This is a genomic window from Streptomyces sp. NPDC042102, assembly GCF_055582305.1.
In genome coordinates, this window is the sequence record NZ_JBVJDL010000002.1 from 487,202 (window position 1) to 503,159 (window position 15,958).

13 protein-coding genes are annotated in these 15,958 nt (G+C 74.3%); 9 read left to right on the top strand and 4 right to left on the bottom strand.

Annotated features, from left to right (window positions below; all coding sequences use genetic code 11):
* Positions 1-49: 49 nt before the first annotated feature.
* The 4 genes from ACZ6KO_RS10215 (at position 50) to ACZ6KO_RS10230 (ending at position 2,478) form a co-directional block, all read left to right on the top strand.
* Positions 50-418 (top strand): hypothetical protein, encoded by a 369-nt coding sequence (locus ACZ6KO_RS10215; RefSeq protein ID WP_469302574.1) that lies wholly within the window; start codon positions 50-52, stop codon positions 416-418.
* A 111-nt stretch (positions 419-529) separates the two neighbouring features.
* A complete protein-coding gene (locus ACZ6KO_RS10220; RefSeq protein WP_469302577.1) occupies positions 530-1,189 on the top strand; it encodes a DUF3105 domain-containing protein in 660 nt (219 codons plus the stop codon).
* On the top strand, positions 1,186-1,977 hold the full coding sequence (locus ACZ6KO_RS10225) for a DUF305 domain-containing protein (RefSeq protein ID WP_469302580.1): 792 nt from the start codon (positions 1,186-1,188) through the stop codon (positions 1,975-1,977). The genes ACZ6KO_RS10220 and ACZ6KO_RS10225 overlap by 4 nt, the downstream gene beginning before the upstream one ends.
* Before the next feature lie 81 nt (positions 1,978-2,058).
* Entirely contained in the window at positions 2,059-2,478 is a 420-nt protein-coding gene (locus ACZ6KO_RS10230) for a CBS domain-containing protein (RefSeq protein ID WP_469302583.1), read from the top strand.
* A 135-nt stretch (positions 2,479-2,613) separates the two neighbouring features.
* On the opposite strand, the gene ACZ6KO_RS10235 is transcribed toward ACZ6KO_RS10230, so the two are convergent.
* Positions 2,614-3,459 (bottom strand): alpha/beta fold hydrolase, encoded by an 846-nt coding sequence (locus ACZ6KO_RS10235; RefSeq protein WP_469303837.1) that lies wholly within the window; start codon positions 3,457-3,459, stop codon positions 2,614-2,616.
* A gap of 77 nt (positions 3,460-3,536) precedes the next feature.
* Positions 3,537-4,223, bottom strand: a complete 687-nt coding sequence (locus tag ACZ6KO_RS10240; RefSeq protein WP_469303841.1) for a DUF998 domain-containing protein — start codon at positions 4,221-4,223, stop codon at positions 3,537-3,539.
* Between the two features lie 424 nt (positions 4,224-4,647).
* On the opposite strand from ACZ6KO_RS10240, the gene ACZ6KO_RS10245 reads away from it, so the two are divergent.
* Both ACZ6KO_RS10245 and ACZ6KO_RS10250 read left to right on the top strand, forming a co-directional pair.
* A complete protein-coding gene (locus ACZ6KO_RS10245) occupies positions 4,648-5,778 on the top strand; it encodes a DUF4190 domain-containing protein (protein WP_469302586.1) in 1,131 nt (376 codons plus the stop codon).
* A 111-nt stretch (positions 5,779-5,889) separates the two neighbouring features.
* Positions 5,890-7,650, top strand: a complete 1,761-nt coding sequence (locus ACZ6KO_RS10250) for an NAD+ synthase (protein WP_469302588.1) — start codon at positions 5,890-5,892, stop codon at positions 7,648-7,650.
* Between the two features lie 3 nt (positions 7,651-7,653).
* Here the strand turns inward: ACZ6KO_RS10250 and ACZ6KO_RS10255 are convergent, their stop codons facing one another.
* On the bottom strand, positions 7,654-8,682 hold the full coding sequence (locus ACZ6KO_RS10255; protein WP_469302590.1) for an endonuclease/exonuclease/phosphatase family protein: 1,029 nt from the start codon (positions 8,680-8,682) through the stop codon (positions 7,654-7,656).
* Between the two features lie 322 nt (positions 8,683-9,004).
* Here ACZ6KO_RS10255 and panB point away from each other — a divergent pair, with 322 nt between their 5' ends.
* The 3 genes from panB to ACZ6KO_RS10270 all read left to right on the top strand — a co-directional run bounded on the left by panB (position 9,005) and on the right by ACZ6KO_RS10270 (position 11,902).
* The gene (gene panB, locus ACZ6KO_RS10260) at positions 9,005-9,874 is read left to right on the top strand and encodes a 3-methyl-2-oxobutanoate hydroxymethyltransferase (RefSeq protein ID WP_469302593.1); all 870 of its coding nucleotides are present in this window, start codon (positions 9,005-9,007) and stop codon (positions 9,872-9,874) included.
* A 145-nt stretch (positions 9,875-10,019) separates the two neighbouring features.
* Positions 10,020-11,054, top strand: coding sequence for an ATP-binding cassette domain-containing protein (locus ACZ6KO_RS10265; RefSeq protein ID WP_469302595.1), 1,035 nt, complete (start codon positions 10,020-10,022; stop codon positions 11,052-11,054).
* The gene (locus tag ACZ6KO_RS10270; protein WP_469302597.1) at positions 11,051-11,902 is read left to right on the top strand and encodes an ABC transporter permease; all 852 of its coding nucleotides are present in this window, start codon (positions 11,051-11,053) and stop codon (positions 11,900-11,902) included. Before ACZ6KO_RS10265 ends, ACZ6KO_RS10270 begins: the two co-directional genes overlap by 4 nt.
* 60 nt (positions 11,903-11,962) lie before the next feature.
* On the opposite strand, the gene ACZ6KO_RS10275 is transcribed toward ACZ6KO_RS10270, so the two are convergent.
* Positions 11,963-15,871 carry an AfsR/SARP family transcriptional regulator gene (locus tag ACZ6KO_RS10275; protein ID WP_469302599.1) on the bottom strand — a complete coding sequence of 1,303 codons (3,909 nt, stop codon included), beginning with the start codon at positions 15,869-15,871 and terminating at the stop codon, positions 11,963-11,965.
* Positions 15,872-15,958 lie beyond the last annotated feature (87 nt).

Consider the following 15,958-nt stretch of genomic DNA (forward strand, 5'->3'; position numbering starts at 1 on the left):
GCCCATGGGGGGCCGGCAGCACACGCAGCATGGACGCCACGGGTGCACCGTGGCCCGTCGTGCTGCCCTGCTCTGCGTGCTGGGCACCCTCCTGGGGGCCCTGATCCTGTGCGGGCGCGCGGGAGGCGGTACGGAGGCCGGCCCCGGGCCGGTGTCCGGTACGGGCGCGGCGGTGCACACCGCCGCCGGGTACCGGCATGCCGGCCACGCCGCGTACGTCTGTCCCGGTGACCTGCCGGGCTGCTCCCCCTTCGCGCACGCGACCCCGGGCGTGCTGCCCGTACCGCCGCCCGCCGCGCTGCCCGTGGCGGGCGAGCCGGCCCCGGCCGCCGCGGCGGACCCGGACGGCCGGATCCGGCCGCCGCGGGCCCTGGCGCGGGCCCCCGATCTCCATGTCCTTCAAGTGCTGCGGACCTGACGGTTCCGGAGCGGTGCGACATCCGGTCACCGACCGGTCTTCCACAGATCCTCAGACCTTCCACAGGTCTTCCGATCTTCAGATCTTCCTCAGCCGAAGGACTCACACGACATGGCCCGCAACCCGCACGACAACTCCCGCCAGGCGCGCATAGCCGAGATGCGCCGCGCCGACCGGGCGCGCGACCGCCGCAACAAGTTCCTCGCGATCGGGGTGTCCACCGCCGTCGTCGCCGGCCTCGTCGGCTTCGGCTCCTGGATCCTGATCAAGGAGAACCAGGAGAAGGAGGACCGCGCGAAGGCGGTCGCCGCGGCCAAGAAGAACCCGGTCACGGGCGAGCAGACGTGGGACGCGAAGGCGCTGGGCCGCAACCACGTCGAGACGCCCGTCAAGTACGAGATGGCCCCGCCGGTCGGCGGCGACCACCACCCGCGCTGGATGAACTGCAACGGCGACGTCTACAAGAACCCGATCCCCGAGACGAACGCCGTCCACTCGCTGGAGCACGGCGCGGTCTGGGTGACGTACAGCGACAAGGCCGACAAGGCCGAGGTCGACAAGCTCGCGGCGAAGGTCGGCAAGACCCCGTACACGCTGATGAGCCCGGTCAAGGAGCAGGCCGGCGCGATCATGCTGTCCGCGTGGGGCAAGCAGGTGACGGTGGACAACGCCGCCGACCCGCGGGTGGACCAGTTCTTCACCAAGTACGTGCAGGGCCCGCAGACGCCCGAGCCGGGCGCGGCGTGCACGATGGGCGTGGCGGAGAAGTGAGCTCGCGCAACGGCCGTACGTACGGCGCGGCGGTCGCCGCCGTCGGGCTCGCGGCGCTCTTCGCGGCGGGCGCCACCTTCGCGGTCGCGAGCGGACCGTCGTCCGGCTCCGGTTCGCACGGGGACACGCCGGGGATCGCCTCGGCGGACGCCGGCTTCGCCCGGGACATGTCGGTGCACCACCAGCAGGCGGTGGAGATGTCCTTCATCGTCCGCGACCGCACCCAGGACGAGGCGGTGCGCACCCTGGCGTACGACATCGCCAACACCCAGGCCAACCAGCGGGGCATGATGCTGGGCTGGCTGGACCTGTGGGGGCTGCCGAAGGTGGCGGCCGACCGGGAGCCGATGGCGTGGATGACCGGGAGCGGGCCGGGCGGTTCCGGTGATGGTGCCGGTGCCGGTGCCGGTGCCGGGCATTCCGGGCACGGCACCGGGGACGGGAAGGGCTCGGGGCACGGCTCCGGGTCCGGTGCCGGGGCCGGGGCCGGTGACGGGCACGGGATGGGCGGGGTCGCGGCCAAGCCCGGTGCGCTGATGCCGGGCATGGCCACCAAGGAGGATCTCGCCCAGCTCGGCGCCGCCGAGGGGCGGGCGGCCGAGGTGCTGTTCCTCCAGCTGATGACCGACCACCACAAGGGCGGCGTCGCGATGGCGCAGGGCTGCGTGGACCTGTGCACGACCCCGGTCGAGCGGGAGCTCGCCCGGGGCATGGTCGAGGGGCAGCAGTCGGAACTCGCCCTGATGGCGGACATGCTCAAGCAGCGCGGGGCGGCCCCGCGTCAGTGAGCGGCGCCGGGAGCACGCCCGTACGGTGGAAGGAGGACGCCCTCTCATCCGTACGGGCGTGTGCTCCAGGAGGTTGACTCGATGACGACAGCCGCAGACATCATGCACCCCGGGGCCCAGTGGATCCCGGCCACCGAGAGCCTCGCCCGGGCCTCCCAGGTGATGGCACAGCTGAACGTGGGCGCACTGCCCGTCAGCGACGCGAACGACCGGCTGTGCGGGATCATCACCGACCGCGACATCGTGGTCTCCTGCGTGGCCAAGGGGCGCGATCCGGCCACGATGACGTGCGCCGACCTGTGCCAGGGCACGCCGCGGTGGATCGACGCGGGCGCCGACGTCAGCGCGGTCCTGGACGAGATGGAGAGCCACCGCATCCGCCGGCTGCCGGTGATCGAGAACAAGCGGCTCGTCGGCATGATCAGCGAGGCCGATCTGGCCCAGCACCTCTCGGACGAGCAGATCGCGGGCTTCGTGGCGAGCGTCTACGCCGGACGCTGAGGACAGGGGGCTGAGAACAGGGGGCGGAGGGGGCCGCCGGTCCGACCGGGCCGCCGGGCCGCAGGTCCACCGGCCTGCCGGGCCCGGCTGAGCCGCCTGGGCTCCCTGAGCCGCCTGGGCTCCCTGAGCCGCGCTCTACCCGTCGTCCCCCGGTGCCGGTACGGCGGACAGGACCGCCCGGGCCACCTGGTCCGGGCGGTCCAGCATGACCAGGTGCCCGGCGCCGTCGGCGACCTCGAAGCGGGCCTCGATCCGGTCGGCAAGCGCGGCCTGCCGGCCCAGCCAGCGCAGCGCGGGGCCGCTCGCGGACCCGTCGTACCCGGCCACGACGGTGGCCGGGGCGGTCAGCGGATAGGCCGCGCGCAGGGCCAGGACCTCGGCGGCCATGTCCGGGTAGCGGGCGTTCTCCAGCAGGACGCCCTGCCAGACCCGGCCGGTGCGGTAGCAGCGGCTGACCAGGTCGGGCGGCGCCGGATCGGGGCCGCCGGTCCGCGACGCCCGTACGGTGGCCCGCCGGGCCATTGCGCCGAACGCGGCCGGCAGCCCGGCGGCGGTGACGGCGCGGCCCAGGGCCCGGGCGACGGCGGTGCGCACGGCGGGCGGCAGGACCGTGCGCGGATCCTCCTCCACGCTGCTGTCGAGCAGGACGAGGGCCGCCGTGCGCTCCGGATGGAGGCGGGCGAAGGCCTCCGCGTGGAAGCCGGCGAGGGAGTGACCGACGACGGTGACCGGGCCGGCCGCGCCCAGCGCGTCGAGCAGACCCGCGATCCGGTGCGCCTCACCGGCGGCGGTGGGCGGCACGGCGGTGGGCGCGGAGAGCCCGTGCCCGGGCCGGTCGAAGCGGATCACCGTGCGGTGCGGGGCGAGCAGCGGGACGACCGGATCCCAGTCGAACCAGCTCATGGCGAGCCCGGCGCTGAGCACGCACACCGGCCCGCTGCCCTCGACGACCACGTGCAGCGGGACACCGCCGACCCGCACGAAGCCCTCGTAGGGCGACCGGGCCCGCGACGGGGGCCGGCCGGACCGGCCGGCATCACGCGGCGCGGGCCCCGGTGTCACGTGCGGCGTTCCTTGCGGACCGAGTGGGCGAGCAGGCCGAGCCAGAGGGCCACGATCAGGACCTGGAGGCGCTGGCCGGCGCCGAGGGCCCAGGTGCCGTGGCCGGCCGTGAACATGGCTATCGCGCCCAGGGTCCAGACGGTGGCTATGAGCTCCGCCACGACCAGCACCGGGCCGTTGCGGGCCAGCGGCCCCCACCAGCCGTAGCGGCGGGCCGCCACGGTCAGGGCGACGATGCCGACGAGCGCGCCGGTCATGGCGAGGCTGCTGCTGATGGCGTGCGCCTGGTGGGTGGCCGGGACCAGCCCGGCGGTCTCCCGGGCGGCACAGACCGGGTCCACGGTGGGTTTGCAGCTCAGCGGCAGCCAGGCGTCGGCGGCGGTGGCGGCGCCGAACAGGGTGATCCCGGACCAGCCGATCACCGCCCAGACGCGGCGCGCCTCGGGGTACGTCCCCAGCCGCAGCAAGGCCAGCAGGCCGCCGACGAAGGCCATCAGGCCGGCCGTGAAGTCGGTGGCCCGGAAGAGGCCGCCGAGCGGCTGGTCCTGGGCGGCGAGCTCGCTGACGTACGTGTCGATGGGGTTGAGCCCCGTGGACAGCACGACTTCCAGCACCCAGGCCGTGTAGGTGGCGGCGCCGAGCCCTATCAGAGCGGCGATCGGCCGCGTGCCCTTGGCGGACATCACCGGGCTGGTCCTCAGCAGGGCCGCGATCGATCCGATCACCGGATGCCCGCCCCGGGTACGGTTTTCCTCATGACGTGCCCCGTCCGGCGCCCAGCGCTCCGGACCACCCGGGCGCGGGTGGCCCGGGTGCTGCTGTGTGCCGCGCTGCCGCTGTGGATCTTCACCATGCATGCGCTCGGGCATCCGACTGACTCCCATGTCAGGGAAGACGAACTGAAGAGCGGTTTCGTTGCCTCTGCCCCGTAATCGGGAGATGACGCTTCCGCTTACGGGCCCGGCGCACTCCGGGACCGGGACGACCCCTGTCACCCCCTGCCCGGCCGTGTCCGTGGCGGCAAAAACGGTGCCGACCCGTGACGGGGGCATGGCAGGCTTGGCGATCTCCGGTCTTATCAACGTCAGGCAAGGATCCCTCCCAGGCATGAGCACGCCCCCGCAGCCGTCCAGCACCCCGCCCGCGGAGCCGCAGGGCACCCCCGCGCCCGGGATCCACGACGCCGTGACCATGGCCGACACCCCGCTCGTCCCGCCGCAGCCGCCCACCCCGGCCCCGACGGCGCCCGCGACGCCGACGGCCCCGGCCCCGACGCCCCCGTCCCCCGCGCCGGCCCCCGGCTTCGCCGCTCCCGCCCCCGGCTTCGCCGCTCCCGCCCCCGGCTTCGCCCCGCCCACCCCCGCCCCGGCCCCCGCCGGGCCGGCGGCCGGCGCCGGTGGTCCCGGGAACCCGTGGGGGCCGCCGGCCGCGTTCGGCGGCGGGATGCCCGGGGCGCCGTACCCCGTCGTCCCGCGGCCCGGCGGTGACTCCAACGGCCTGGCGGTGGCCGCGCTGGCCCTCGGCAGCATCGGCTTCATGCTCGGCTTCGTCCCGTTCGTCTTCTTCCTCGGCGGCCTCACCGGCGCCGTCGGCATCGGGATCGGCATCGCCGCCATCGTGCGCGCCGCCCGCGTCCGCACGGGCCGCGCCATGGCCGTCGCCGGCACCGTGCTCGGCGTCCTCGCGCTCGGCACCTCCGTCGCCGGCTTCGCCTTCACCCGGTCGATCGCCCTCGACGCCGAGGAGCGCGTCGACCGCAGGGTCCGCGAAAGGACCGACATCCCGTACGAAAGCCGCCCGAGCACCTCCCCGAAGCCGGCCCCCTCGCTCCCGCCGTGGGCGCGGGAGAACCCGGCGGTCGCGTTCGGTGAGCGCGTCACGCTCGACGACGGCATCACCGTGAGCCTGTCGAAGCCGGTGATGTACAAGCCGTCGACCGCCTACGGCCGCAAGGTGATCAAGAACGCCGTCAAGATCACGGCCACGGTCACCAACAACGGCACCAAGCCCCTGAACGTCGTCTACGCCGTCCCCGACGTCACGACCGAGTCCGGCGCGGACGGCGAGCTCGCCTTCGACGCCGTGCTGCCCGAGATGATCCAGGACTCCATCGCCCCGGGGGCCACCGCCACCGGCGTGTTCGCCTTCGAGGTCCCCGAGGGCACCACCCGGATCGACGCCGGGTTCTCCCCCGGCATGCTGCTGGGCGAGGCCAGGTTCACCGGCCCGATCGGCTGATCCCACCGACGCCTCCCACCGGCGCCCCGCACGGGGTGCCCGCCCCGCCAACACCCCCCGGAGGACCGGGACCCAGGACATCGCGTCAGAAAGACGATTAGACTGGGTCCCGTGCCTCTACTACGCCTCGCGCTGAATCAGATCGACTCGCACGTCGGCGACATCGCCGCCAACGCCGACTCGGTCGTCCACTGGACCCGGCACTCCGCCGAGCAGGGCGCCCACCTGGTGGCGTTCCCCGAGATGATGCTCACCGGCTACCCCGTCGAGGACCTGGCGCTGCGCGCCTCGTTCGTCGAGGCCTCCCGTACCGCGCTGCGCGAGCTCGCCGCCCGGCTGGCGGCCGAGGACCTGGGCGAGCTGCCCGTCGTGGTCGGTTACCTCGACCGTGCCGAGCAGGCCTCGCCGCGCCTGGGCCGCCCGGCCGGCGCCCCGCAGAACGCGGCCGCCGTGCTGCACCGCGGCCGGGTGGCGCTCCGCTTCGCCAAGCACCACCTCCCCAACTACGGCGTGTTCGACGAGTTCCGCTACTTCGTACCCGGCGACACCCAGCCGGTCGTCCGGGTGCACGGCGTGGACGTCGCGCTGGCCATCTGCGAGGACCTCTGGCAGGAGGGCGGCCGGGTCCCGGCCACCCGCTCCGCGGGCGCCGGGCTGCTGATCTCCCTCAACGCCTCGCCGTACGAGCGCAACAAGGACGACGTACGTCTGGAGCTGGTCCGCAAGCGCGCGCAGGAGGCCGGCTGCACCCTCGCGTACGTGGCGATGATCGGCGGCCAGGACGAGCTGGTCTTCGACGGCGACTCGATCGTGGTCGACCGGGACGGGGAGGTCGTCGCCCGGGCCCCGCAGTTCTCCGAGGGCTGCGTCCTGGTCGACCTGGACCTGCCGGCCGCCCGCCCGGACGCGCCCGAGGGCGTCGTCGACGACGGGCTGCGCATCGACCGCGTGGTCCTGTCCGAGGAGCCCGCCCCCGCGGACGAGGCGGTCGTGACCGGCGGCTACGCCGACCGCCTCGACGACGACGAGGAGGTCTACGACGCGCTGGTGGTGGGCCTGCGCGCGTACGTGGTGAAGAACGGATTCCGCTCGGTCCTGGTCGGCCTGTCCGGCGGTATCGACTCGGCGCTGGTCGCCGCGGTCGCCTGCGACGCGATCGGCGCGCAGAACGTGTACGGCGTCTCGATGCCCTCGAAGTACTCCTCCGACCACTCCCGCTCGGACGCGGCCGAGCTGGCCCGCCGTACCGGACTGAACTTCCGGACCGTCTCCATCGAGCCGATGTTCGACGCCTACATGGGCGCACTGGGCCTGACGGGCCTGGCCGAGGAGAACCTGCAGTCCCGGCTGCGCGGCACCCTGCTGATGGCGGTCTCCAACCAGGAGGGCCACCTCGTGCTGGCCCCGGGCAACAAGTCCGAGCTGGCGGTCGGCTACTCCACCCTGTACGGCGACTCGGTCGGCGCGTACGGGCCGATCAAGGACGTGTACAAGACGGACGTCTTCCGGCTGGCGGCGTACCGCAACCGGGCCGCCGGGGAGCGCGGCGAGACCCCGCCGATCCCGGAGAACTCCCTCGTCAAACCGCCGAGCGCGGAGCTGCGCCCGGGGCAGGTGGACACCGACTCGCTGCCGGACTACCCGGTCCTGGACGCGGTCCTGGCGCTGTACGTGGACCAGGACCGGGGCCTGGAGGAGATCGTCGCGGCCGGCTACGACGCCGAGCTGGTCGCGAAGACCCTGCGGATGGTGGACACGGCGGAGTACAAGCGCCGCCAGTACCCGCCGGGCACGAAGATCTCCGCGAAGGGCTTCGGCAAGGACCGCCGCCTGCCCATCACCAACGGCTGGCGCGAGCGGGCGGGGTCGTAGGGCCTACTGCCTGACCGTGACGCGGGCGGCGACCGGGAGGTGGTCGCTGCCCGTGCGCGGGAGGGTCCACGAGGCCTCGGGCTTGATGCCGCGGACCATGATCTGGTCGATGCGGGCCATCGGGAACTGGGCGGGCCAGCTGAAGCCGAAGCCGTCGCCCGCCGCGCCCTGCGTGGAGCGCATCTGCGAGGTGACCGGGGACAGGGCGCGGTCGTTCATGGTGCCGTTGAGGTCGCCGAGGAGGATGACCTTCTTCAGCGGCTCGCCCGCCAGCGCCTGGCCGAGCGCCTCGGCGCTGTTGTCGCGCTGGTTGGCGGTGAACCCGGCGTTGAGCTTGACCCGTACCGAGGGCAGGTGGGCGACGTAGACGGCCACCGGGCCGCTGGGGGTGGCGACGGTCGTGCGCATCGCGCGGGTCCAGCCCATCTTGATGTCCACGGGCGCGCTGGAGGTCAGCGGGTACTTGCTCCACACGCCGACGGTCCCCTCGACCGCGTAGTACTTGTACGTGCCGGCCAGGGCCTTCTCGTACACGGGGACCGCTCCGGCCTTGAGCTCGGTCAGGGCCAGTACGTCGGCCCCGGACGTGGCGACCGAGTCGGCGGTGCCCTTGGGGTCGGGGTTGTCGGCGTCGACGTTGTGGGTGGCCACCATCAGGTTGCCGCCGACGCCCGACTTGTCGGTGACCAGTCCGCCGAACAGGTTCGTCCACACCACGGCGGCCACCAGGACGGCGATCAGCGCGGTCGCGGACCTGCGCCAGAGCGCGCCGGCCAGCAGCAGCGGGACCGCCAGGCCAAGCCAGGGCAGGAAGGTCTCGATGAGGCTCCCGGTGTTGCCGACGTCGTTCGGCAGGTACGCGTGGAAGATCATCACCAGTGCCAGCAGCACCGCCAGGACGGCGAGCACGATGCCGCGCCGCCAGATTCCGGGGTCTCTGCGCAGTTCGGCCAGGCGGCGCCGGAAGCGGGATCCGGAGGGCTCGTGCTCCGAGCCGCCGTTCCCCGTCTCCTGCAGATACACCTGTGCCATACCTCTGTCCTCGCTGCCGTGCTCGCGCTCCGTCCCCGCCCCTTGACCCTAGGCGATATCCGGAGCCTTACGTGCCGTCCTGTGTGGGGCGTTTGTCCCGACCCCTCGCAAGGGAGGACGATCCGCCTGGCGGCAGGGGTTGCATCTGTCACGAAACGCGCACATTCACTCGTGCGCGTCCGGTGGCGGGCCGGGCGTGTGACGGAGCGCGAACGGAGCCGTGCGGTGCGCTCTTCCGGTGCGGGCCGCGCAGATGCCACCATGGTGGGTGAGTCCGGGGACGCCGTGAGGGCGCCTCGAGATGACACAAGGAGCAGTTGCAATGACGCACGCCGTTTCGCCTGCCCAGGAACCCGCCAAGGTGGCAGCACCCACCCTGTACGGCGGGAAGGGCACGCGGCGCATCACCGTCCGCGACCTCGGCCTCGCCAAGGAGCGGGGCGAGAAGTGGCCCATGCTCACGGCCTACGACGCGATGACCGCCTCCGTCTTCGACGAGTCCGGCATCCCGGTCATCCTCGTCGGCGACTCGATGGGCAATTGCCACCTCGGCTACGACACCACCGTGCCCGTCACGATGGACGAGATGACGCTGCTGTCGGCGGCCGTGGTCCGGGGCACCAGCCGGTCCCTGATCATCGGCGACCTGCCGTTCGGCTCGTACCAGGAGGGGCCGGTCCAGGCGCTGCGCAGCGCCACCCGGCTCGTCAAGGAGGCCGGGGTCGGCGCGGTCAAGCTGGAGGGCGGCGAGCGCTCGCTGGCCCAGACGGAGCTGATCGTGCAGTCGGGCATCCCGGTCATGTCGCACCTGGGGCTGACCCCGCAGTCCGTCAACGCCATGGGCTACCGGGTCCAGGGCCGCGGCGACGAGGCCGCCCACCAGCTGCTGCGCGACGCGAAGGCCGCGCAGGACGCGGGGGCGTTCGCGGTGGTGCTGGAGCTGGTCCCGGCCGAGCTGGCCGCCGAGGTCACCCGGTCGCTGCACATCCCGACCGTGGGCATCGGCGCCGGCCCGGACTGCGACGCGCAGGTCCTGGTGTGGACCGACGCGATGGGTCTGACGAGCGGGAAGCTGCCGCGGTTCGTCAAGCAGTACGCGAACCTCCGCCAGACGATGGGGGACGCGGCGAGGGCGTTCGCCGAGGACGTGGTCGGCGGATCGTTCCCGCAGGAGGAGCACAGCTTCCACTGACCGGCGACCGGCCCGCGACCGGCCGGTGACGCACGTGGGCGACGGCCCGCCGACACCTGTGTCGGCGGGCCGTCGCCCGTGCGTCGGTCGCGCGTCGGTCGGCTGTCGGTCGTCTGTCGGTGCGTTGTCAGTGGTCTCTGGTCCCATGGTGGGCATGACGCGAAACGACAAGAACCCCCGGCGCGGCACCAACGCCGTGGAGGTCCGGGGACTGGTCAAGCACTACGGCGAGACCAAGGCGCTGGACGGCGTGGACCTCGATGTCCGCGAGGGCACCGTTCTCGGTGTCCTGGGCCCCAACGGCGCCGGCAAGACCACCCTGGTGCGCTGCCTGTCCACCCTGATCGTCCCGGACTCCGGGACCGCGACCGTCGCGGGCTACGACGTGGTCCGCCAGCCCCGGCAGCTGCGCCGCACCATAGGCCTCACCGGCCAGTACGCCTCGGTCGACGAGAAGCTCTCCGGCTGGGAGAACCTCTACATGATCGGCCGGCTGCTGGACCTGTCCCGCAAGGACGCCCGGGCCCGCGCGGACGAGATGCTGGAGCGGTTCTCCCTGACGGAGGCCGCGAAGAAGGCCGCCATGCACTACTCCGGCGGTATGCGCCGCCGGCTCGACCTCGCCGCCTCGCTGGTCGGCAACCCGGCCGTGCTCTACCTGGACGAGCCGACCACCGGTCTGGACCCCCGCACCCGCAACGAGGTGTGGGACGAGGTCCAGCGCCTGGTCGCCGAGGGGGCCACCGTGCTGCTCACCACCCAGTACATGGAGGAGGCCGAGCAGCTCGCGAGCGAGCTGACGGTCATCGACCGCGGCAAGGTCATCGCCAACGGCAAGGTGGACGAGCTGAAGGCGCGCGTCGGCGGCCGCACCCTGAGGATCCGCCCCGTGGACCCCTCGGACGTGCCGGGCATGGCCCGCTCGCTGGCCGAGGCCGGTCTGGACGGCGTGGCCGGCTCCCAGGCGGTGCCGGACGAGGGCGTGCTCCTCGTCCCGATCCTCAGCGACGAGCAGCTGACCGCCGTGGTCGGCCTGCTGGCCGCCCGCGGGTACGCGATCGCCGACCTCGGCACGTACCTGCCCAGCCTCGACGAGGTGTTCCTGGCGATCACCGGCCAGAAGCCCACCCTCGGCGAGGACTCCGTCCCCACCGACAAGACCGAGGAGGTCGCGGCATGAGCACCGTAACCACGACGAAGCCCGCTCCCGCCGCCTCCGGTCGGGGCCCGGCGGGCTCCCCCGCCGGCGAGGGGCGGATCGGCCTGCGTGCCAACCTGCGGCACATCGGTGCCCTGGTGCGCCGCAACGCCCTGCAGATCAAGCAGGACCCCGAGTCGATGTTCGACGTCCTGTTCATGCCGATCATCTTCACGCTGCTGTTCGTCTTCGTCTTCGGCGGCGCGATCTCCGGCAAGGGCAACCAGGCGGCGTACGTCAACTACGTGATCCCGGGCCTCATGGCGATGATGGGCATGAACATCGCCATGGCGGTCGGCACCGGGGTCAACGACGACTTCAAGAAGGGTGTGATGGACCGGTTCCGGTCCATGCCCATCGCCCGGTCGTCCGTGCTCCTCGCCAAGATCGTGGTCGAGCTCGGCCGGATGCTCGTCGCCATCGCGATCCTGCTGGCCGTGGGCTTCATGCTCGGTCTGTCGATCAAGTCCTCCGTGCTGGACCTCTTCCTCGCCATCGGGCTGTCCGCGGTCTTCGGCGGCGCACTGATGTGGATCTTCATCCTGCTCGGTCTCACCATGAAGACCGCCCAGGCCGTCCAGGGCATGGCGATGCTGGTCCTGATGCCGCTGCAGTTCGGCAGCTCGATCTTCGCCCCGCCGTCCACGATGCCGGGCTGGCTGCAGTCCTTCACGGACTACAACCCGCTGTCCAACCTGGCGGACGCCGCCCGCGCCCTGATCAACGGGACTCCCGTGGGCGACTCGGTGTGGATGACCCTGCTCTGGTCGCTGGCCATCACGGCGGTCACCATGCCGCTCGCGGTCCGCAAGTTCCGCCAGAAGACCTGATCCGGCGTCGCTCCGCTCCGGATCGCGTCCCGGGACGGACTCCTGACGGGGGAGCCCGGATCAGACGAGGGCGGTGGCCTCCTTCAGGGTGAGGCCGCCGCCTTCGGCGTACGCCCGCTCGTACGCGTCCTCGCCGAGCGCCGCCCGTGCCAGCTCCTCGGCGTGGGCGGCGTCCTCGCGTTCGGTGGACACCGGATGGTGCGCGGCCGGCATGTGGGCCCGGTAGGCCCCGAGCAGCCGCGCGGCGTCGTACGCCCGTTCCCGGCCGCCGAGCGAGGCGAGGGCGTCCGCGGCCGTCACCAGGAACACGGCGGGCAGGTGCGGGGCGACCATCAGCGCGAGCGGGTGCCGGAAGGCTCCCATGGCCTCGCGGACCCGTTGGAGGCACTCCTCGTACGCGCCCTCCCGGTTGTCCAGCCAGGCCACGGTCGCGAGCAGGAACACGTCGAAGACGGCGAACGCGCCGAGGGCGAACTCCTCGCGCAGCAACTGGATCTGGGCGCGCGCCTCCGGGATCCGGCCGGTGCGGCCGAGGATGTTCGCGAGGAACATGCGGGCCGCGGGCATGGCCTCGTTGCCGAACGACTGGCGCACGCTGGCGACGACCTCGGTGAGGATCTCCTCGGCCGCCGCGACCTCGCCGCTCTCGACGAGCGCGCCGGCCATCCGGACCCGCAGCACGGTCACCTGCGCCCGCGCGCCGAGGCGTTCGGCGTACACGATCGCCGCCCGGTAGTCCTGGGCGGCCGCCCGGTACGCGCCGCGCTTCTCCCGGGCGTCGGCGCGGGCGGCCAGGGCCTCGGCGCAGCCCCAGTCGTCGCCGAGCTCGCGGAAGATCTCCAGGGACTCGTCGGCGTCGCGGGCCGCGTCGCCCACCCAGTCGGAGCGGTTGGCCAGGATGGCGGCGCGCAGCTGGAGGGCGGAGGCGAGCTCCCAGCGCAGGCCGAGGGCGCGGGCGGTGGCGACCGTGGCGTGCACGACCTCCTTGAGCAGCCCGGACTCGCCCGCGATCATGACGGCGTAGATCCACAGGGAGCCCGGGGTCCGGCAGGTCTGCGGCAGTCCGGGCCGGTAGGTGGCGAGCACGCCCTCGATGACGGCCTGCACCTCCGGGTCGTCCCAGTCGGCGTTGCTGTGGTCGCGGGAGGCCAGCCGGACCAGGTGCAGGGCGCGCCAGCCCTCGGCCATCAGGGCGTCGGTGTAGGGCGGGGGCGTGTCGACGAGCCGCTCGTACACGGGCTCGGCGGGGACGTACGGCGGGGCGAAGGGGTCGGGGCCGAGGGCGGCGGCCGCGTCGGCCCAGTGCCGGGCCTCGGTGCGCAGGTCCTGCATGTGCCAGTACCAGCCCAGCGCGTGGACGAGGCAGAGCACTTCGCCGGCGTCGCGGGCGGCGACGGCCCGGCGCAGCGCCGTACGGAGGTTCTCGTACTCGGTGGCGAGGCGGTCGACGGCCGCACGCTGGCCGTGGCCGCGCAGGCGCGGCTCGGTGCCGCGGGCGAGTTCGCGGTAGTGGACGAGGTGGCGGCGCTCGGTGGCCTCGCGGTCCCCCGCGACCTCGGCGAGGCGCTCGGCGGCGTACTCGCCGACGGTCTCCAGGAGGCGGTAGCGCATGCCGGTGCCGTCGGCGGTGGGGGCGGCGACGACGAGGGACTTGTCGACGAGCGAGCCGAGGGTGTCGGCGGTGTCGTACGCCGGGTCGGCGCAGACGGCCTCGGCGGCGTCGAGGTCGCAGCCGCCGGCGAAGACGGAAAGCCGCCGCAGCACGGCGCGCTCGGGGGCGTCCAGGAGGTCCCAGGACCAGTCGACGACGGCGCGCAGGGTCTGCTGGCGGGGCAGTACGGTCCGGCTGCCGCTGGTCAGGAGCCGGAAGCGGTCGTCGAGGCGGTCGGCGATCTGGCGCGGGGCGAGCAGCCGCAGCCGGGCGGCCGCGAGCTCGATGGCCAGCGGCAGACCGTCCAGGCGGCGGCAGATCTCGGCGGCGGCGTCCGGGTCGTCGGCCACCGTGAAGCCGGGGCGGGCGGCGGCGCCCCGGTCGGCGAAGAGGCGGAGCGCGGGCCCGGGCGGCAGCGGCTCCACGGGGCGCAGGAACTCCCCGGGCACGCCGAGGGGTTCGCGGCTGGTGGCCAGGATCCGGACGCCCGGACAGTGGGTGAGGAGCTCCTCGGCGAGGCGGGCGGCGGCGCCGATGACGTGCTCGCAGTTGTCCAGGATCAGCAGCAGACGGCGGTGCGCGCAGTACTCGGCGAGCCGGCGCAGGGGGTCGTCCCCGGTGGTGTCGGTCAGGGCGCGCAGTTCCTCGGCGGCGGCGCCGCGCAGCTTGGTCTCACGGGCGCCGACCCCGGCGAGCGCGGCCTCGGCGACGTCGTCGGGGTCGTCGACGGGGGCGAGCTCGACGAGCCACACCCCGTCGGGCCAGGTGTCCGGGGGATGCGCCTCGGCGGCCTCCTGCGACAGCCGGGTCTTGCCCGCGCCGCCGGGGCCGAGCAGGGTGACGAGCCGGGCGCCGACGAGGTCGTCGCCGATGGTCTTGATGTCGTCCTCACGCCCGACGAAGGTGGTGAGCCGGGCCCGCAGATTCCCCCCGACGGCGGCCCCGGGCACCCCGGTCACCCCGACGGCGGTACCGGCTGCCCCGGACACCCCGGACACCCCGGCGGCGGTGCCGGCCGCCCCAACCGCCCCGGCGGCAACCCCGGAAACCCCCGGCGCGAGCCCGGGTCGCCCGGGAGCGGGCGCAGAGGCTCCGGGCGCGACCCCGGACGCAGTCCCGGCAACCCCGGGCCCGCCCCCGGGAACTCCAGCAGCGGTCCCGGCCGCGCCAGGCACGGTCCCGGCAACTCTCGCAGCGGTCCCGGCCGCCCCGGACCCGACCTCCGGCGCCCCGGGCACGGTCCCGGCAACCCCCGGCCCGGCCTCCGGCGCCCCGGGCACGATCCCAGCAACCCCGGACGCGTCCCCCGGCGCCCCGGGCACGGTCCCGGCGACTCCGGGCCCGGCCCCCGGCTCTCCGGGCGCACTCCCCCAGGGGCCGGGTGCGGTCCCGGCTGCCGCAGCCGTTCCGGGTGACAGGAGCCCGGCCCCGGGTGCCCCCGCCGCCGGTCCGGGCGTGCCCGCCGGTGCCCCTGACGCGGTACCCGGCGCCGGGGCCGCCGGGTGGCCCGGGGCCGGGGCGGACGGGTGGCCCGGCGTGGGCCGGTGCGCGGTGGGGGGCGTGTGGTCCAGGAGTTCGGCGTGGAGGGCGCGGAGTGCGGGGCCCGGGTCCGTGCCGAGGCGGTCGGCGAGGGCGCGGCGGACGCCGTCGTACGCGGCCAGGGCCTCGGCGGTGCGGCCGCTGTCGCGCAGGGCCCGCAGCCGCAGGGCCTGGAGGGGTTCGTCCAGCGGGCGCTCGGCGCACAGGGCGGTGAGTTCCGGCAGGGCGCCCTCGGCCCGGCCCAGGGCGAGGGCGGCGGCGAGCCCGCCCCGGCGCGCCTCCAGCCGTACGGCGTCCCAGCGGGCGGCCTCGGCCGCCGGGTCCGGCAGGTCGGCCAGCGCCGGGCCGCGCCAGAGGCCGAGCGCCTCGTCGTACAGCTCGGCGGCCCGGGCCGGGTCCCCGTCGGCCAGGGCCCGGCCGGCGGTGCGGGCGAGCCGCTCGAAGCGGTAGACGTCGATGTCGTCGCGGTCGGCGGCGAGGCGGTAGCCGCCCTCGTCGGAGACGACGGCGGCGTGCCCGACGGTCCGGCGCAGCCGGCCGACGAGGGCCTGGAGGGCGGCGACGGCGTCGGCGGGCGGATCGCCGGCCCACACCTCGTCGACGAGCACCCGCGGCGGGACCGCGCGGCCGGGCCGCAGGGCGAGTGCGGTGACCAGGGCGCGCAGCCGCGCCCCGCCGACCGGGACGGGTGTCCCGTCGCCGCGGACCGCCTGGGTGCTGCCGAGGATCGCGTAACGCACCGCCCCATTGTCCCCTTCCGCGCCGAAGGCTCCCCCCATTTTCCGGTCGGGCTCGTGGCCGGGCCCCGTGGTGGGGGCCGTGGTGGGGGCGGCCGCGGCGGGCCACCGGAACAGCGGTAGGTTTCG

Excerpts from the sequence above, each read along its gene's own strand:
- ACZ6KO_RS10270 (WP_469302597.1), top strand. The coding sequence starts at position 11,051 with ATGAGCACCGTAACCACGACGAAGCCCGCTCCCGCCGCCTCCGGTCGG.
- ACZ6KO_RS10240 (WP_469303841.1), bottom strand. The coding sequence starts at position 4,223 with ATGTCCGCCAAGGGCACGCGGCCGATCGCCGCTCTGATAGGGCTCGGC.
- ACZ6KO_RS10275 (WP_469302599.1), bottom strand. The coding sequence starts at position 15,871 with ATGGGGGGAGCCTTCGGCGCGGAAGGGGACAATGGGGCGGTGCGTTAC.
- ACZ6KO_RS10245 (WP_469302586.1), top strand. The coding sequence starts at position 4,648 with ATGAGCACGCCCCCGCAGCCGTCCAGCACCCCGCCCGCGGAGCCGCAG.
- ACZ6KO_RS10265 (WP_469302595.1), top strand. The coding sequence starts at position 10,020 with ATGGTGGGCATGACGCGAAACGACAAGAACCCCCGGCGCGGCACCAAC.
- ACZ6KO_RS10255 (WP_469302590.1), bottom strand. The coding sequence starts at position 8,682 with ATGGCACAGGTGTATCTGCAGGAGACGGGGAACGGCGGCTCGGAGCAC.
- ACZ6KO_RS10230 (WP_469302583.1), top strand. The coding sequence starts at position 2,059 with ATGACGACAGCCGCAGACATCATGCACCCCGGGGCCCAGTGGATCCCG.
- panB (WP_469302593.1), top strand. The coding sequence starts at position 9,005 with ATGACGCACGCCGTTTCGCCTGCCCAGGAACCCGCCAAGGTGGCAGCA.
- ACZ6KO_RS10220 (WP_469302577.1), top strand. The coding sequence starts at position 530 with ATGGCCCGCAACCCGCACGACAACTCCCGCCAGGCGCGCATAGCCGAG.